The organism is Breoghania sp., assembly GCF_030066895.1.
In the GTDB taxonomy this organism is placed as follows: domain Bacteria; phylum Pseudomonadota; class Alphaproteobacteria; order Rhizobiales; family Stappiaceae; genus Breoghania.
Genome location: NZ_JASJAV010000001.1, coordinates 90201 through 104331 on the forward strand (window position 1 = coordinate 90201; position 14131 = coordinate 104331).

12 protein-coding genes and 3 pseudogenes are annotated in these 14131 nt (G+C 62.6%); 9 read left to right on the plus strand and 6 right to left on the minus strand.

Going from position 1 to position 14131, the window contains the following annotated elements:
- Positions 1-5: 5 nt before the first annotated feature.
- Positions 6-794 (minus strand): efflux RND transporter periplasmic adaptor subunit, encoded by a 789-nt coding sequence (locus QNJ43_RS00545; RefSeq protein WP_300466510.1) that lies wholly within the window; start codon positions 792-794, stop codon positions 6-8.
- A 288-nt stretch (positions 795-1082) separates the two neighbouring features.
- On the opposite strand from QNJ43_RS00545, the pseudogene QNJ43_RS26515 reads away from it, so the two are divergent.
- A pseudogene (locus QNJ43_RS26515) lies at positions 1083-1439 on the plus strand (cation diffusion facilitator family transporter); the annotation flags it as partial.
- Between the two features lie 190 nt (positions 1440-1629).
- Positions 1630-2043: a cation transporter dimerization domain-containing protein gene (locus QNJ43_RS26520; RefSeq protein ID WP_346432789.1), complete on the plus strand. Its 414-nt coding sequence runs from the start codon at positions 1630-1632 to the stop codon at positions 2041-2043.
- Positions 2044-2479: 436 nt separating this feature from the next.
- Here the strand turns inward: QNJ43_RS26520 and QNJ43_RS00555 are convergent, their stop codons facing one another.
- A complete protein-coding gene (locus tag QNJ43_RS00555; RefSeq protein ID WP_300466512.1) occupies positions 2480-2845 on the minus strand; it encodes a hypothetical protein in 366 nt (121 codons plus the stop codon).
- 114 nt (positions 2846-2959) lie between these two features.
- On the minus strand, positions 2960-3268 hold the full coding sequence (locus QNJ43_RS00560) for a polysaccharide deacetylase family protein (RefSeq protein WP_300466514.1): 309 nt from the start codon (positions 3266-3268) through the stop codon (positions 2960-2962).
- 215 nt (positions 3269-3483) lie between these two features.
- Here QNJ43_RS00560 and QNJ43_RS00565 point away from each other — a divergent pair, with 215 nt between their 5' ends.
- A complete protein-coding gene (locus QNJ43_RS00565; protein WP_300466516.1) occupies positions 3484-3744 on the plus strand; it encodes a hypothetical protein in 261 nt (86 codons plus the stop codon).
- A gap of 266 nt (positions 3745-4010) precedes the next feature.
- A complete protein-coding gene (locus QNJ43_RS00570) occupies positions 4011-4682 on the plus strand; it encodes a GNAT family N-acetyltransferase (protein ID WP_300467259.1) in 672 nt (223 codons plus the stop codon).
- A gap of 40 nt (positions 4683-4722) precedes the next feature.
- On the opposite strand, the pseudogene QNJ43_RS00575 reads toward QNJ43_RS00570, so the two are convergent.
- Together QNJ43_RS00575 and QNJ43_RS26525 are read right to left on the minus strand one after the other, a co-directional pair.
- Positions 4723-5466 (minus strand): annotated as a pseudogene (locus QNJ43_RS00575) (anhydro-N-acetylmuramic acid kinase).
- The gene (locus QNJ43_RS26525; protein WP_346432790.1) at positions 5444-5833 is read right to left on the minus strand and encodes an anhydro-N-acetylmuramic acid kinase; all 390 of its coding nucleotides are present in this window, start codon (positions 5831-5833) and stop codon (positions 5444-5446) included. The pseudogene QNJ43_RS00575 and the gene QNJ43_RS26525 overlap by 23 nt, the downstream one beginning before the upstream one ends.
- Positions 5834-5931: 98 nt before the next feature.
- Here QNJ43_RS26525 and tyrS point away from each other — a divergent pair, with 98 nt between their 5' ends.
- Complete coding sequence (gene tyrS / locus QNJ43_RS00580) at positions 5932-7185, plus strand: tyrosine--tRNA ligase (RefSeq protein ID WP_300466518.1); 1254 nt, start codon at positions 5932-5934, stop codon at positions 7183-7185.
- 461 nt (positions 7186-7646) lie between these two features.
- Here the strand turns inward: tyrS and QNJ43_RS00585 are convergent, their stop codons facing one another.
- A complete protein-coding gene (locus QNJ43_RS00585) occupies positions 7647-10889 on the minus strand; it encodes an AsmA-like C-terminal domain-containing protein (RefSeq protein ID WP_300466520.1) in 3243 nt (1080 codons plus the stop codon).
- Positions 10890-11198: 309 nt separating this feature from the next.
- Between QNJ43_RS00585 and bcp the strand changes: the two are divergent.
- The 4 genes and pseudogenes from bcp (at position 11199) to QNJ43_RS00605 (ending at position 13892) form a co-directional block, all read left to right on the plus strand.
- Positions 11199-11669, plus strand: a pseudogene (bcp, locus tag QNJ43_RS00590) (thioredoxin-dependent thiol peroxidase).
- 352 nt (positions 11670-12021) lie between these two features.
- The gene (locus QNJ43_RS26530) at positions 12022-12363 is read left to right on the plus strand and encodes a DUF455 family protein (RefSeq protein WP_346432791.1); all 342 of its coding nucleotides are present in this window, start codon (positions 12022-12024) and stop codon (positions 12361-12363) included.
- 301 nt (positions 12364-12664) lie between these two features.
- Positions 12665-13540 carry a hypothetical protein gene (locus QNJ43_RS00600; RefSeq protein WP_300466522.1) on the plus strand — a complete coding sequence of 292 codons (876 nt, stop codon included), beginning with the start codon at positions 12665-12667 and terminating at the stop codon, positions 13538-13540.
- Positions 13541-13562: 22 nt separating this feature from the next.
- Positions 13563-13892, plus strand: coding sequence for a M23 family metallopeptidase (locus tag QNJ43_RS00605; RefSeq protein ID WP_300466524.1), 330 nt, complete (start codon positions 13563-13565; stop codon positions 13890-13892).
- Positions 13893-14131 lie beyond the last annotated feature (239 nt).

Here is a 14131-nt window from a genome sequence, read left to right on the forward strand (position 1 = left end):
ATCGCCTAGCACGTGCCAATGGAGATCGACACCTGCGTGCGTTCGCCGACGAAGAAATCGCCTAGCCCCGGCACCTTGGCATCCGCCACCACGCGGCCTTGCGTGATCTGCGGGAAGATCTTGACGATCTTGCACTCGCGCGCCTTGCCGTCGAGCCCCAGCTCCGGCGCGCCGAGGCTCACCGGATCGCCCACCATCACCACCGAGCCCTGCGCAACCGGCACTTCCAGCAGGCGGCCGTCGGTGGGGGCCAGAACGTTGCCCTCAGCCATCTGTTGCTCGACGATGGCGCACTGCGCCTCGTTCGCCTTCAGCGTGTTCTGGGCAACGGTGAGCGCGATCTCAAGCTGATCGATATTCGACTTCGATATGGTGCCACGCTCAAACAGCTTCTGCGCGCGTTCGTGATCCAGTCGGGCCTGCGTGACGCGCGAGCGCGCCGCCTTGATATTCGCCTCCATCGCGCGTGCCTGAAGCGTCAGCTTCTCGTCGACGATGCGAGCAACCACCTCGTCCTTCTTGACGAAACTGCCCTCGTCGACGCTCAGCGTCTCCAGCGTTCCGCCGATCCGGGCGCGTGCGGAAACCTCCACCATAGCCTCAACCGTGCCGTAAACGCGTTTGACGTCCTCCACCTTGGAGAGGCCGGCGGTGAACTCGGCGGCCGAGGCAGCCGTCACCCCTAGCAGCACGGCTCCGACGAGCAGCACGGCTCCAACGGCGGCAAGCACAGCGTTGTGCGCGGCGTGCCTCAACCGGATCCCGCAGGTTGCGAAACGGTCATCGGAAAACATTCGGTTATCGAATATATTAGTATGTTCTAATGTTCTAATGTTAACTGGATTGATAGCCCCCATTTTACCGCACCCGGACGCCTGGGAAATTGAGCATTCGCACTGCCGATCGCCCCTTGAGGCAACTTGGGAAGCGGGCAGCGCTTGCAATCGATTCGAAAATCCCGAACAACCTGCGCAAGGGAACTCCTCCCGTTCCTTTTTCGTTGCGCATCATACCCGTCACCACACGTCGCAAGGACGATGGGCGGCACCTCCAACAGCATCGCCCCCGCGAGGCGACTTCAGATGGCCCACGGCTCAAAAAAGGTGATCTTCGCCGCACTTGCCGGCAATACGCTGATCTCCATCACCAAATTCGCCGTCGCGATCTATACCGGCTCCTCCGCGATGCTGTCGGAGGGCATTCACTCCCTGGTCGACACCGGCAATCAGGGCCTTCTGCTCTATGGCATGAAACTGGCGTCGCATCAGGCCGACGAACGCCATCCCTTCGGCTACGGAGTGAAGCTGTATTTCTGGTCCTTCGTCGTCGCCATCCTGATCTTCGCCGTCGGCGCGGGCGTCTCCATCTACGAGGGCATCCAGAAACTGCTGCACCCCCACCCGGTCAGCGATCCCTTCGTCAATTTCATCGTACTTGGTTTCGCCTTCGTCTTCGAGGCCGGAGCCTGGTACGTGGCGCTGAAGGAGTTCACGCGGATCAAGGGCAAGCACAACTACCTGACGGCGGTGCGCCAGTCGAAGGATCCGACCGTCTTCACCGTGCTGTTTGAGGACAGCGCGGCCATGCTCGGACCTCATCATCGCCTTCGTCGGCCTGATCGGGGCGGAGATGACCGGCATCCAATGGTTCGACGGAGCGGCCTCCGTCGCCATCGGCGTGGTTCTGGCTGGAACAGCCGTTCTGCTGGCCTACGAGACCAAGGGACTGCTGATCGGCGAGGTTGCGGCGCCGGAACTCATCGCAACGGTCGAGCAGATGGTCGAACGCGACGACGCCGTCAGCGCCCTCAACGAATTTCGCACCATGCATCTCGGGCCCCACGATATGCTAGTCGCCATTTCGCTCTATTTCAACGACGCATTGACAGCGGCGCAGATTGAGGACATGACCTCGGATCTGGAAGCGTCGATCAAGAGCCAGTATCCCGATGTCAGCCGCGTCTTCATCGAGGCCCAGAGCAACCGCCGCCACCGCGAGGCGCTTGCCCGCGACGATGCGGCGGGAGAAGCAAACGAGCACTAGGCGGCAGGCAAAAGAGAGTTCGAACCGAGGCACGTTTTACCCGTGACTGTCATCCCCGCGCAGGCGGGGACCCAGTAACCACAGGATGCGGTTTCGGTGCACGAGTCGCGCACGCCTCTGGAATGCTGGATCCCCGCCTTCGCGGGAATGACAGACGATGAGAGGCGCGGACGCCCAAGTACACGGTTCTTATCGAAAACGAATTTCACCGCCGAAACAGGCAAAACGCCTCGCTCGATCCCTCAAGCCACGTTCAGCCTGCAAAACCGGTTGGCCAAAACGAACGGCGTGCCGTCTCACGCAGCAATTCGGCGTAACGGCGCTTCTGGAACAGGCCGTTCAACGACACACGCGGCAAGACCACCATGTGATCGCGGTGTTCGGGGAGCCACCATGTGATCGCGGCGTTCGGGGAAAAGCGGCCCCGGCCGCGTGGTCACCGCCAGCTTGAAGCCGAGATCGGCGACCATGTCGAAATCGCGCGCATCCGCTGAATCCGGCCCGCCATAGGGATAGGCGAAAAACTCCGGCCGCGCGCGCCGAGTTCAGCTTCCTGACGCGCCACATCGTCGAGAATCTGCGCCCGCGCCTCATCGGCAGACAGGCACTTCGCCGCATAGTGGCCGACCGTATGGCTGCCGATCATCACCAGCGGCTCCTCGTTCAAGCGGCACAACTCGTCCCAGTTCATGGCCAGAGACCGGCACAACTCACCGAGATCGATACCGGCCTTTTGCGAAAGATCGCGGATCGCGCGACGCTGCGCGGCTTCGTCCAGCTCCTGCGCGAGCCAACCCCCCAACCGCTCATAGGCGGCATTCTTCTGGGAGGCGGTTTCGGTCGCGATCGTTTCCCGGTGCCCTTCGAAATCGATCCGAACCTCGTCGCTTTGCGCAATGATGCGTTCCAGCGCCAGTCACCACAATTCAGACGCCCCGCTCGCAATCCCACTTGCCGCGAACACCGTGAAGGGCACATCGTGGCGCTTGAAGATCGACAAAGCGGTTTCCAGATTGTCGCGATAGCCGTCATCGAGCGTCACGGTCGCGAACCGACGGGAGAAGTCCCCCCGCATCATGCGGTCGTGCATTTCCGCGATCGAGATGAATTCGACCCCGACGGCCTTGGTATCAAGGATGACCTGCTCGAGAAATTCAGGCGTCATTTCAAGAAAGGCGTTAGGCTGCAAATCCCCGTCATGCGCAGGCAGGACCCTGTGCAGCATGTAGATGAGCCCGCAACCCGCGCGCTATCGGAGCGAGAGCCTTATGTGCTCCGCTGAAATAGAGGGCGTCCATGACGGCTCGATAGCCGAGCATCTTCCAGAACTTTGTCACGTTCTAATCCCGACACTTCCCCGCAACATATCTGATTATAACCACTCTTTCTTTAGGACTCCTTGATAGGAATGCCTATGAATGATCTACGAGGAGGATGTTCATGTCGACGGCAACTGCGCCGGCTTTTGATGAGGCGATCCCGGTCGACGCAAAAGATCGGTCGGCCCCTTTCCGCCTGCGCGTCTACGACAGCTTCGAAGAAATCGAGCCCATCTGGCGCGCGTTGGAGGCCGATGCCGCCATGCCCGCCTATCAGGGGTTCCGCTGGCTGGAGCTGTGGTACCGCCATGTCGGCCTGAGGGAAGTGAGTCGTCTTGTCCTCGTCGCAGGTTACAGAGGTGAAACTCCGGTCTTCATCTGACCCTTCGGCATCCGGCGTTCAGGCCCGGTGACGGTGACCCGTTGGCTGGGCGGCAAGCTCAACAACCACAATTTCGGCATCTGGCGGGACGCAGCTCGCCCTGAAAGAGGTCGCACAGCGACGAACTCGACACGATCGACACGAGGAGATAGTGCTCGATCGACATTTTCGAGCTCGCCAACCAGCCCCGCACCTGGGGCGGTCACGAAAATCCCTTCGCCCGCCTCGATGCGAGGCCGAGGCCGAGCGACTCCTATGTCACGGAAATCGGGCCGGATTTCGACGAATTCTACACGCAGAAGCGCTCAAGCCATGCCCGGCGCGGTTTGCGCCGCAAGCGCAAGATGCTCGGCGACGGCGGTCCCCACATCTTCCGGGGAACGGATGAAGCAACGATAGAGCGCATCGTGGATGTGCTCGTGGAACAGCGTAACGCGCGCGCCGTAACCTCTGGCATCCTGAGCGTCTTCGTCGTTCCCGGCGTACGCGACCTCTATCGCGACGTTCTCATCGACAGCCTGAGCGCAACGAGCGGCCCGCTTGCCGAAGCCCATGCGCTGGAAGTCGACGGCATCATCCGCGCGACCTATATCGGCGGCACCCATCACGGGCGCGATTCCTGCCACCTCAATTCCTTCCGCGAAGACGAGCTGAAGAACGCCACTCCGGGTGAGCAATTGCTGCTCGACGTGCTGAAATGCTGCTGCGAACGCGGCCTCACCCAGCTCGATCTCGGTATCGGCGAGATGAGCTACAAGGTGTCCTGGTGCAAACCGGATCCTCTGTTCGACAGTTCCCTGCCGATGACCGCACTGGGGCGACTGCACGCGCTGCTGGCCGAAACGAAGCAATCGGTAAAGCGCTCGATCAAGGCCAACCCGCTGCTGTGGAAGACCATCCTGAAATTGCGCCGGTTACGCAGCCACTCACACGGATAGCTCCAAAACGGACAGCCGGGAGCCGATTCCGCGCGCGTCCTTATCCTGCCGCCGTTTCTTCCGGCCGCACGAGCCGTCCGCCGGTCAGGGACCTGGAAACACCTGTGGTTCCGGGAAATGTCAGGGTTCGCCCGTCCAGGCTGCGCACCACCAGATAGGCGAAGGCCTGTGCCTCGATGAAATCTCCCACCCAGCCCTGCTGATCGCCCATCGTCACCTTGAGGCCGCTGCGCTGCGCAAGCTGATCGAGCATCGTCGGATTGCTTGCACCTCCGCCCACGACGACAAGCTCGCCGGGCCGATGCGGCACGAGCTTCAACGCCCGCTAGATCGTCTCCGCCGTAAACGCGGTCAACGTCGCGCATCCGCCCTCAAGCGACATCTCCTCCAGCCCCTCGCAGGAAAAGGCGTCACGGTCGAGCGACTTGAGCGCGCGGCGCGAAAAATAGGGATTGTCGAGCCAGCGCGCGAGCGCGTCCTCATCCACCGTGCCGCGTGCGGCAAAAGCGCCGTCCGCATCCATTCGCGCCGCCCCGTGGCGCTGAACGAAATCGTCGGTCAGCGCATTTCCCGGTCCCGTATCGAAAGCGATCAGGTCGTCCGCGCCCTTGCCGATCCAGGTGATATTGACCAGAACGATGGGCCGGTGGAGCCCCGCATTTTCCACCAAAGCGCGATGAAAGACCGGAACGAGCGGCGCGCCCTCCCCGCCCGCTTCCACATCCGCCACCCGCAAATCGGTCACGACCGGAATGGAAACCTCATTTGCAGCAAGCGCGCGCATCGCCAAGCTGCACCGTCAGATGCCAATCCGGCACATGGAAGATGATCTGGCCGTGAAATCCGATCACGTCGATATCACCCGCCGCAAGCCCCGCATCGTGCAGCGCGGTCTTGACGAGAAAAGCATGGACACGGGTGACGGCCTCTTCCGCCGCATACATTCCCGGCGTCCTTTCGCTTCGCAAGGTCACACGCCGGGCCTCCACAAGCGCTTTGCGGATCAGGTCGCGTTCATCCTCCTCATAGGGACGAAACGCCGTCGTCCCCACCTTGATCAGTGATTTTCCGTCCGTTTCGATCACTGCCAGATCGATGCCGTCCATCGACGTCCCGCTCATCATTCCGAGCGCGCGGCGAACCTGTGACATGGACGTGTCTTTTTTGCCCGTGAAATTGCAGCCGATATCCGCTATGACCCAGCGCCCGCCCGCCGGAGGGCGCCCATGTGCAATCAAGGATCAACGCTATGACCGTCTACAAATCGGATTTCATGAAGACCCTATCCGAGCGGGGCTTCATCTACCAGTGCTCCGACCCGGAAGCGCTGGACAGGCTCTTCCTGTCCGAGACGGTCACGGCCTATATCGGCTTCGACTGCACGGCCAAAAGCCTGCATGTCGGCTCGCTCGTCCAGATCATGATGCTGCACTGGATGCAGGAAACCGGTCACCGCCCCATCGCGCTTATGGGCGGCGGAACGACGCGGGTGGGTGATCCCAGCGGCAAGGACGAAGCGCGCAAGCTCCTCACAGGCGAGGAGATCGAGGCCAACAAGGCGGGGATTCGCAAGGTCTTCGAAGGCTTCCTCAATTTCGGCGAGGGCCCGAAGGACGTCGTGATGGCCGACAATGCCGACTGGCTGCTCGGCCTGCAATACGTCGACTTCCTGCGCGAAATCGGCCGCCATGTCTCGGTCAACCAGATGCTACAGCGCGAGAGCGTCAAGCTGCGGCTTGAGCGCGAGCAGCACCTCTCCTTCCTCGAATTCAACTACATGCTGCTTCAGGCCTACGACTTCGTGGAACTAACGCGCCGCTACGGCTGCAAGCTGCAGATGGGCGGCTCCGATCAGTGGGGCAACATCCTCTCCGGTGTCGATCTCGGTCGCCGTCTGACGGATACCGAGCTTTTCGCGCTCACCACCCCACTTATAACCACCGCTTCGGGCGCCAAGATGGGCAAGACCGCCGCCGGTGCCGTCTGGCTCAATGCGGAGATGCTGGCGCCCTACGATTACTGGCAGTTCTGGCGCAACACTGAGAACGCCGATGTCGGCCGCTTCCTGAAGCTCTTCACCAAGCTGCCGCTCGACGAGATCGCCCGTCTTGAAAAGCTGGAAGGCGCGGAGCTCAATGAGGCCAAGAAGATCCTGGCAAACGAAGCAACGAAGCAGATGCACGGCGCCAAGGCGGCCGAAGAAGCGGCGGAAACGGCGCGCAAGACCTTCGAGGAAGGCGCGCTGGCGCACTCGCTCCCCTCCATCGAGATCCCGCGCGCGGATCTGGAGGCAGGCATCGGCCTTCTGGCGGCCTACGTGCAGGCGGGCCTTTGCGGATCGAACGGCGATGCCCGGCGCAACGTCAAGGGCGGCGCGGTCCGCGTCAACGACCAGGCAGTTTCCGACGAGCGCCGCGTCCTGACCGCGGACGATCTGACTGATGACGGCGTGATCAAGCTATCGCTCGGCAAGAAGAAGCACATCCTGCTGCGCCCGATGTGAGCGGATCCCACTCGCACCGAGTGAGGAATGATCGAATGGGCTCCCTGGCAGGGGCCCATTTTCGTTTTGGGGGTTGGCTTTAGTGGGCGGCCCATCTTTCGAGACGGCGCTGATGCGCCTCCTCAGGATGACGCAGTGTGGGGTTGCGCGCGCTATTCGTTGCGATGTCCCCGAGTGCCCGGCAAACCAAGACAAACGCGATTGTCATCCCCGCGCAGGCGGGGATCCAGTAACCACAGGACTTCGCTCACGGATCGAAAAGCAGCACTCTCGGGGTGCTGGATCCCCGCCTGCGCGGGGATGACAGTCAGGGGCAAAACGCGCTCATTGCAGATCACTCAGTCACGGCAACATCGGGTCTATATTTTCCGCGGTACACTAACCCGATAACGTCACCCTGAGGAGGCGCGTCAGCGCCGTCTCGAAGGATCGGCCGCACGAAAGCCCCAGCCCCTAATCACCTACTCGAAAATCTTGCGGAAAATCCCCGGTGCGATCGCCGACATCGGATTGACCGAGATCGTCGGCGTCTGCAGATCGCCCGTCACGCGGAAAGTCACGCCCAGCAATCCGCCGTTCCGCCCGCCCAGAAGCTGGCCCAGAACCGGGATCTGACCGAACAGGTTGTTGACCGCATAAGCCGGAACGAACGTGCCCTTCAGATTGACCTGCTGCGTATCCAGATGAACGTTACCGTCCACCGCGCCGCCCAGAATGGGCCCTCGCAGGGCGCCGGAATCGATCGTCAGCACCCGCCCCACCTTGTGGAACAGCACGTCGAGCTTCTGGAACGACATCTCACCGCGCGCCAGCCGCCGACGACGGCTGATCGGGTGCGAATCTCCGCCGATCAGGTCCGGATCGGCGTTGACAATCTTCTTCAGCGCCGGGTCGTCAGTGATCGTCAGGTCGGTCACCAACAACCTGCCCGTCGCATGTCCTTCGCCCGGCAGATTGACCGTCATCCGCGCCTTGCCGCCCCGCAGCCGATCGTAGAAATTGAAGAACCGGAACAGTCCCCCGGCACCCCCCGCATCGATCTCGACCGTCGGCACAACATCGCCATCGCTGGTCAGCGATGCCGTCATTTCGCTGTGCCCGTCGACCAACCCCTTCGCGGAGAACGCGGCAACCTCCCCCTTCACTTGCCTCAGATCGAGCGCAAAGCTCGTAATCGTGGCGCTGTTGAAGCCCGTCAAACGGTTGGCGCGGACCTCCACGTCGACATTCTTCATCGGGTTGTTGCCGGCGCTCTTGCTCTCGCCGGCGGCGTCCTTGTCGCCGCGCTTGAGCTTGGCAATGAACCCGCGCGCATCGAAACTGTCGGCATGGAGTTGCACCGAATAGCCCGAGCCCTTCCGCGTGATCGACAGCCGTCCGGAATCAGACTTGCGCAGGGCGAACTTGTCGAAATCGGCTTCCAGCAGTTCCCCGTTCGCGCCGATGCGCAGATTGCCCTGGATATCGACACCGTCCGATGTCAGTCGGAAATCGTCGATCTCCTGGGTCTTGCCCTTCTCGCGAACGGTGACACTGGCCCGCGCGGGCACACCTGCGCCCTTGGTCCAGCCGAGTTCGGGCAGTCGCAATTCGCTCTGGGTCAGATCGGCGACCATCCAGCGCACACCATTTTTCGCCGTCTGGACGTTGAGCCGCAGCTTGCCGTCGATCAGCCCGCCGAGATCGATCCCGCGATCGGCCAGATCGCCCGCATCGAAGTCGAGAACGACGCCCTGATCGCGCGGACTTCCGCCCTTCAGCGGCTGATCGAGATCGATTTCAACCGGCAGGCCGTTCAACAGCCCGCGACCACGCACGACCGCCGCCGCAGGATCGGCTGAAACCTGCAGATCGGCGTTGCGGATCACCTGCCCGCCAATCGCCTCGGTGCTGGAGAAATCCTTCAGCTTCGCCGCCACCGTCCAGGCCACGTCCTGCGGCGTGACAGGCTCTTCATTGCGCCTCACCGGGAACCCGGCGGTGACCGTCACATCCGCCTTGCCCGAAAGGCTGTCGGGACTGATATCGAGCCGGCTGCGCCCGTCGACCGGATGCTGTTCCGCGATCCGCGCAATATCTTCCGCAGCGCCGTGCAGGGTCAGCTTGAGCTGCCCCTCCTTCTCTTCAGGCCGCAGATCGGGGATCGTGAAACTGCCGTCATCGACACCGACCTGTCCGCCGCCCGGCGCCACCGTCTGCGCCTTGTCGACCGCCATCTTGAAGGCGCCGTCGCAGATCGTCGCGGTCGCTGACATGCCGGTGAGATCGGGCAGATCGCCGATCGTCTTCAGCTTGCCGTCCTTGAGCTTGAAATCAAGCCGGAGCCCGTCCGGCGTCCAGCCCACCGTTGCCTGATCACCGTCGAAGCCGAGCGGATCGAGCGCAACGATGAAGCGCGCATCTTCCAGCTTTCCCGAAACCGCGTGCTTGATGAACCAGCTCCGCGCTTCCGGCACCATCATCGCCGGCCAAAGCCGCTTGAGGCTGGCAACGGTCAGTTCCTGCGACGACACCGCGACCGCGGCAAGTGGCCCGTCGGGGCCGAACTCCACATTGCCCGCCGCCGTCACCGAAATCGGCCCGGCGCGAAGGCTGAACGTATCGATGTCGAGCAGCATCTGCGCAGGGTCGAAGCTGCCGAAAAGGAGACCGCGATCAAGGCGCAGCGGAGGTCCGGAAACGTCGCGCGGCTTCAGCCGGGCCTGCGGCGATTCAAGCGCGAACTGCCATGTGTGCCGGGTCGCATCGGGCGGACGGATCTCGCCGTGGAAGATCACGCGCGTATTGCCGAAGGCAGCAAAAGACGGCTCCAGAACCACCTGCGGATGATCCGGCGTCCATGACAGTGCCAGAATCATCTCGTCGATCAGGATGGCGTCATCGTCATGCAGGCTGATATAGCCCGCCCCGACGCCGAGTCGCACCTCGCCGCGAACCAGATTGTCGTCATCGTCGAGATGGAACATCGTCTGGGGAAACAGCGGCAGATCGAGGCCACGCCCCGGACGCACCGGATAGTCGGCGGGCAGCAGGTCGGCCACCGTCACGTCGGCCGCCGACAGCGAGAACCAGCGCCCGCCCGTCTTTTCATCCACGCCGTTTCGAAAACGCATGTTCCAGCGCCCCGCCCGGCCCGCAACCGATGCATCGATCTGCATGAGCTTGCCGGTCTCGTCACGCGAGATCCACATGTCGATCGTATGGAAGGTGCGCTTCAATTGACCGTTCAGCGCCACTTCCGCGTCGTCGACCACAACGCTCTCGATCCCGAAGGTCGCGAAATCCGCAACCGCAGCCCCGACCGCGGCATCGACCTCCTTGGCCAGATCAGCGGCAGACGGAATGACCGAAACCGCGCCCTCGGCGCGCTCCACCGAAATCTCCGGCCGCTCAAGCCGGATCCGTCCGAGATTGACATCGCCGATCAGCAAGCGAAGGAACGAGGTGTTCATCCGCACTTCCGGGATTTCGGCGCTGACCGCGCCGCCCGGGGTCTGAACAGATACGTCGAGAAGAGAGAGAGGGGCCGCTGCGGTGCCGGAAAAATCGATCCGCACCGCCTCAATATCGAGATCGGCACCGCGCGCACGCTGGGCCAGATAGTCGGATGCGAGTCGGCCGAGCCAGACGCTGTCATAGGGCGTGAAGGCAAGTCGCGCACCGACAACGATCAAAAAGGCCAGAACCACGAGCCCGAGCAGCACGCGGATTCGCAGAAACCGACGACGGACCTTGGTCTCCCCTGCGGATTTCTGCTGCCGACGTCGTCCGGGCCATCTCACTGGCGCTGATTCCCCTTGATCCGGTTTTTGGCGCCTGTACGCTCGGCGCGCTTCACCGGTCCCCCCAAGAACCGATCCATATGAACCGGTCTGCATCGCATTCCTGCAGAATCCGGTTTTCTTATACGACTTTACGCAGGGTACATGGAGAAAACCATGTACCCTCCCCCCTTGCGCCAGCGGTTGTCGACCTGATCTTTATGCGTCGAAAGCCGACGAAAGGAAGGCATCATGAGCGATTTGCAGGAAGGAGCGATGGCTCCCGATTTCACCTTACCGACGGATGGTGAGTCCGTCGTCTGGCTGAGCGACCTGAAGAGCTGCAAGGTGGTGGTCTATTTCTACCCCAAGGCGGACACCCCCGGCTGCACGACCGAAGCACTAGACTTTACCGCGCTCAAATCCCAATTCGAAGCCGCAGGCACCACCGTGATCGCGATTTCCCCGGATGCTTGCGACAAGCGCGCGAAGTTCCGCGCCAAGCACAACCTGGACGTCGTTCTCGCCTCCGACGAAGACCATTCGATCGCTGAGAGCTACGGCGTGTAGAAGGAAAAGAAGAACTACGGCCGCACCTATATGGGCATCGAACGCTCCACCTTCCTGATCGACGCCGAAGGCCGGATTTCGAAGATCTGGCGCAAGGTCCGCGTCAAGGGGCATGCCGCCGCCGTTCTGGAAGCTGTTCAGCAGGCCGCATGAGCGAGCCCTTCACCGAAGAGCCCCGCCGATCCCCCCGCGCCGGTTCGCTCGAAGCCGGCGCGGCGCAGATCGTTGCCTGCCCGGACACCGGCGAGAAGGTGCGCCTCCTATGAGCTGGCACGCGCCTGGTTCGCACGTTCCGTTTCGCTCAAGACCGCGGGCCGCCTCGCCCTGCCGAAACGCCCAAACCGTCCCAAGCGGCCTATCCTTCTGCCCCCGCGCGACATGCCTGCCGCGCTGCGCCATGGGCGGGACGCGGGCCAAGGTCGCGCTGCTTCATTTGCTCGCCCATATCGAACTGAACGCCGTCGATCTGACCTAGGATCTGATCGCCCGCTTTGCTTCCCAGCCGATGCTGCGCTCGTTCTTCGATGACTGGGTTCAGGTCGACCTTGAAGAGGCCAAGCACTTTTCCATGCTCGACAAGCGGCTGATCGAAGTGGGCGCTGCCTACGGCGATCTCCCCGCCCACGACGAGCTCTGGCAGGCGGCGGAGGAAACCCGCTCCTCCCTGATCGCGCGGCTTGCCATCATCCCGCTCGTTCCGGAGGCGTACGGCCTCGACACCACCCCGCCGATGATCGAAAAGGCGAAAACCGGCGGCGATGATGCCACCGCACACATCCTCGAAACGATCTATCGCGACGAGAAGCGCCACGTCGCCTTCGGCGCGAAATGGTTCCGGTTCCTGTGAGACCGGCACAACCTGCGCCCCGAGCCATGGTGCGCAAGAATTTCCGCGGTGCGCTGAAGCCGCCCTTCAACTATCGCGCCCGCTCCGAGGCGGGGCTGACCCCGGGCTTCTACAAACCACTCGCCTCGCTCGTCGGCTGACGGCGTTCTCAAAACCTTTGTTAACCTTACCGGTGTTTTAATTCCGTTGAGTTCGGGGGGCCGGACATTGAGCGACACGCTGCGACACCCGTCGCGATTTGTGCCGAGGCCCAAAGACGCACCCCCTGCCCGTGCCGATCAGTTTTTAGCCGGTTCGCGCCATGCAGCAATCCACCGCCGACGACAGGTCCTCAGACAAGGCTCGGCTGCGCGTCGTCATTGCGCGCGGAGACAGCACCACCAGCTTCACCGTCCGCCCCGTTGTCGCCGGAAGCGTTTTCGGCGTCTGCCTGCTGCTCGTCACCGCCTATCTCGGCGCGGCCGCCTATCTGATGCTGCACGACGACAATCCCAGCACCACCGTTGCTGCACAAATCCACCAGGCCCGCTACTACGAAGACCGTATCGCCGAGCTTCGCGCCCGCGTCGACCACGTCACCAGCCAGAGCCTCGTCGCCCGGCAGAACTACGAGACGCAGATCGCGGGTTTGAAGAAGCGCCAGGGCGAGATCGATGCACGCCATGCCCGCGTTGCCGACGTGCTGACCCGCGCGGCCCAATCCGGGCTCTCCATCACCGCCGCCAAGCCGCTGCCGCTCGCCAAGCCCGGCGACCTTCCCGCGCAAGAAGCATTGCTATCGACGCCCTCCCCAGCCGCTCCTGCAACGCCGACGATCACAGCGACGCCGGACGCCGTGCGCTCGGACAAACTGATCATGAGCCGGATTAAGAACGGGCTGGAAGTGATAGATCGGCAATCGGAAACCGCGCTTGATCTTATTGCGCTCACGGCCGAGCGCCGCATTGCGCGGATCGAGCGCGTGACCCATTCGCTGAGCTTCTATCTCGACGGCCCGCATGAAGGCGTCGGCGAACCTTACGAGCCGATCGTCAGTACCACCTTCGACGATCGCCTGGCGCGCGCCGACAGGGCTGTCCGGCGCCTGTCGGAGTTGCGCGGATGCAAAGTCCCTGCCCTTCGAGCAGCCGCTGAGAGGGTCGCTCTCCGTCACCAGCCCCTACGGGCCCCGGCTTGATCCGTTCCTCAACACCCCCGCCATGCATACCGGTCTGAACCTGCGCGCGCCCTACGGCACCCCGGTTCAAGCGACCGCGGCCGGCACGGTCGTCTCCACCGGTCACAAGTGCGGATACGGGCTGATGGTGGAGATTGATCACGGCAACGGTGTCGTCACCCGCTATGGGCACTTGAGCCACATTCTGGTGTCCGAAGGCGACACGGTTTCCGCCGACGAGGTAATCGGCAAGGTCGGCAATACCGACCGCAGCACCGACACGCACCTGCACTACGAGACCCGCATTTCCTCAGATCCCGTCGACCCGCAGACCTTCCTGAACGCCGGAGAGAAGCTCGCCGGGATCCTCTGACGGCAGAGTGATTGTGGCTGGAGGAGATGTCTTCAGAAGGCCCATCCTTCGAAACGGCAAAATAAGCATCTCATATCCCTGATATGTCATCCCCGCGCAGGCGGGGATCCAGCATTCCAGAGACGTGCGCGGCTCTTGCGTAAACGGATCCAGTGGTTACTGGTTCCCCGCCTGCGCGGGGATAACAATCGTGCGTGTTGATCCTGCCGGGACAGCCCCGGATTTCACGGTGAATGCCG

Coding starts and splice junctions, on each gene's coding strand:
- tyrS (WP_300466518.1), top strand. CDS start 5,932: ATGACCGTCTACAAATCGGATTTCATGAAGACCCTATCCGAGCGGGGC.
- QNJ43_RS26520 (WP_346432789.1), top strand. CDS start 1,630: ATGACCGGCATCCAATGGTTCGACGGAGCGGCCTCCGTCGCCATCGGC.
- QNJ43_RS00565 (WP_300466516.1), top strand. CDS start 3,484: ATGTCGACGGCAACTGCGCCGGCTTTTGATGAGGCGATCCCGGTCGAC.
- QNJ43_RS00545 (WP_300466510.1), bottom strand. CDS start 794: ATGTTTTCCGATGACCGTTTCGCAACCTGCGGGATCCGGTTGAGGCAC.
- QNJ43_RS00600 (WP_300466522.1), top strand. CDS start 12,665: ATGCAGCAATCCACCGCCGACGACAGGTCCTCAGACAAGGCTCGGCTG.
- QNJ43_RS26530 (WP_346432791.1), top strand. CDS start 12,022: ATGCTGCGCTCGTTCTTCGATGACTGGGTTCAGGTCGACCTTGAAGAG.
- QNJ43_RS00560 (WP_300466514.1), bottom strand. CDS start 3,268: ATGCTGCACAGGGTCCTGCCTGCGCATGACGGGGATTTGCAGCCTAAC.
- QNJ43_RS26525 (WP_346432790.1), bottom strand. CDS start 5,833: ATGTCACAGGTTCGCCGCGCGCTCGGAATGATGAGCGGGACGTCGATG.
- QNJ43_RS00605 (WP_300466524.1), top strand. CDS start 13,563: ATGCATACCGGTCTGAACCTGCGCGCGCCCTACGGCACCCCGGTTCAA.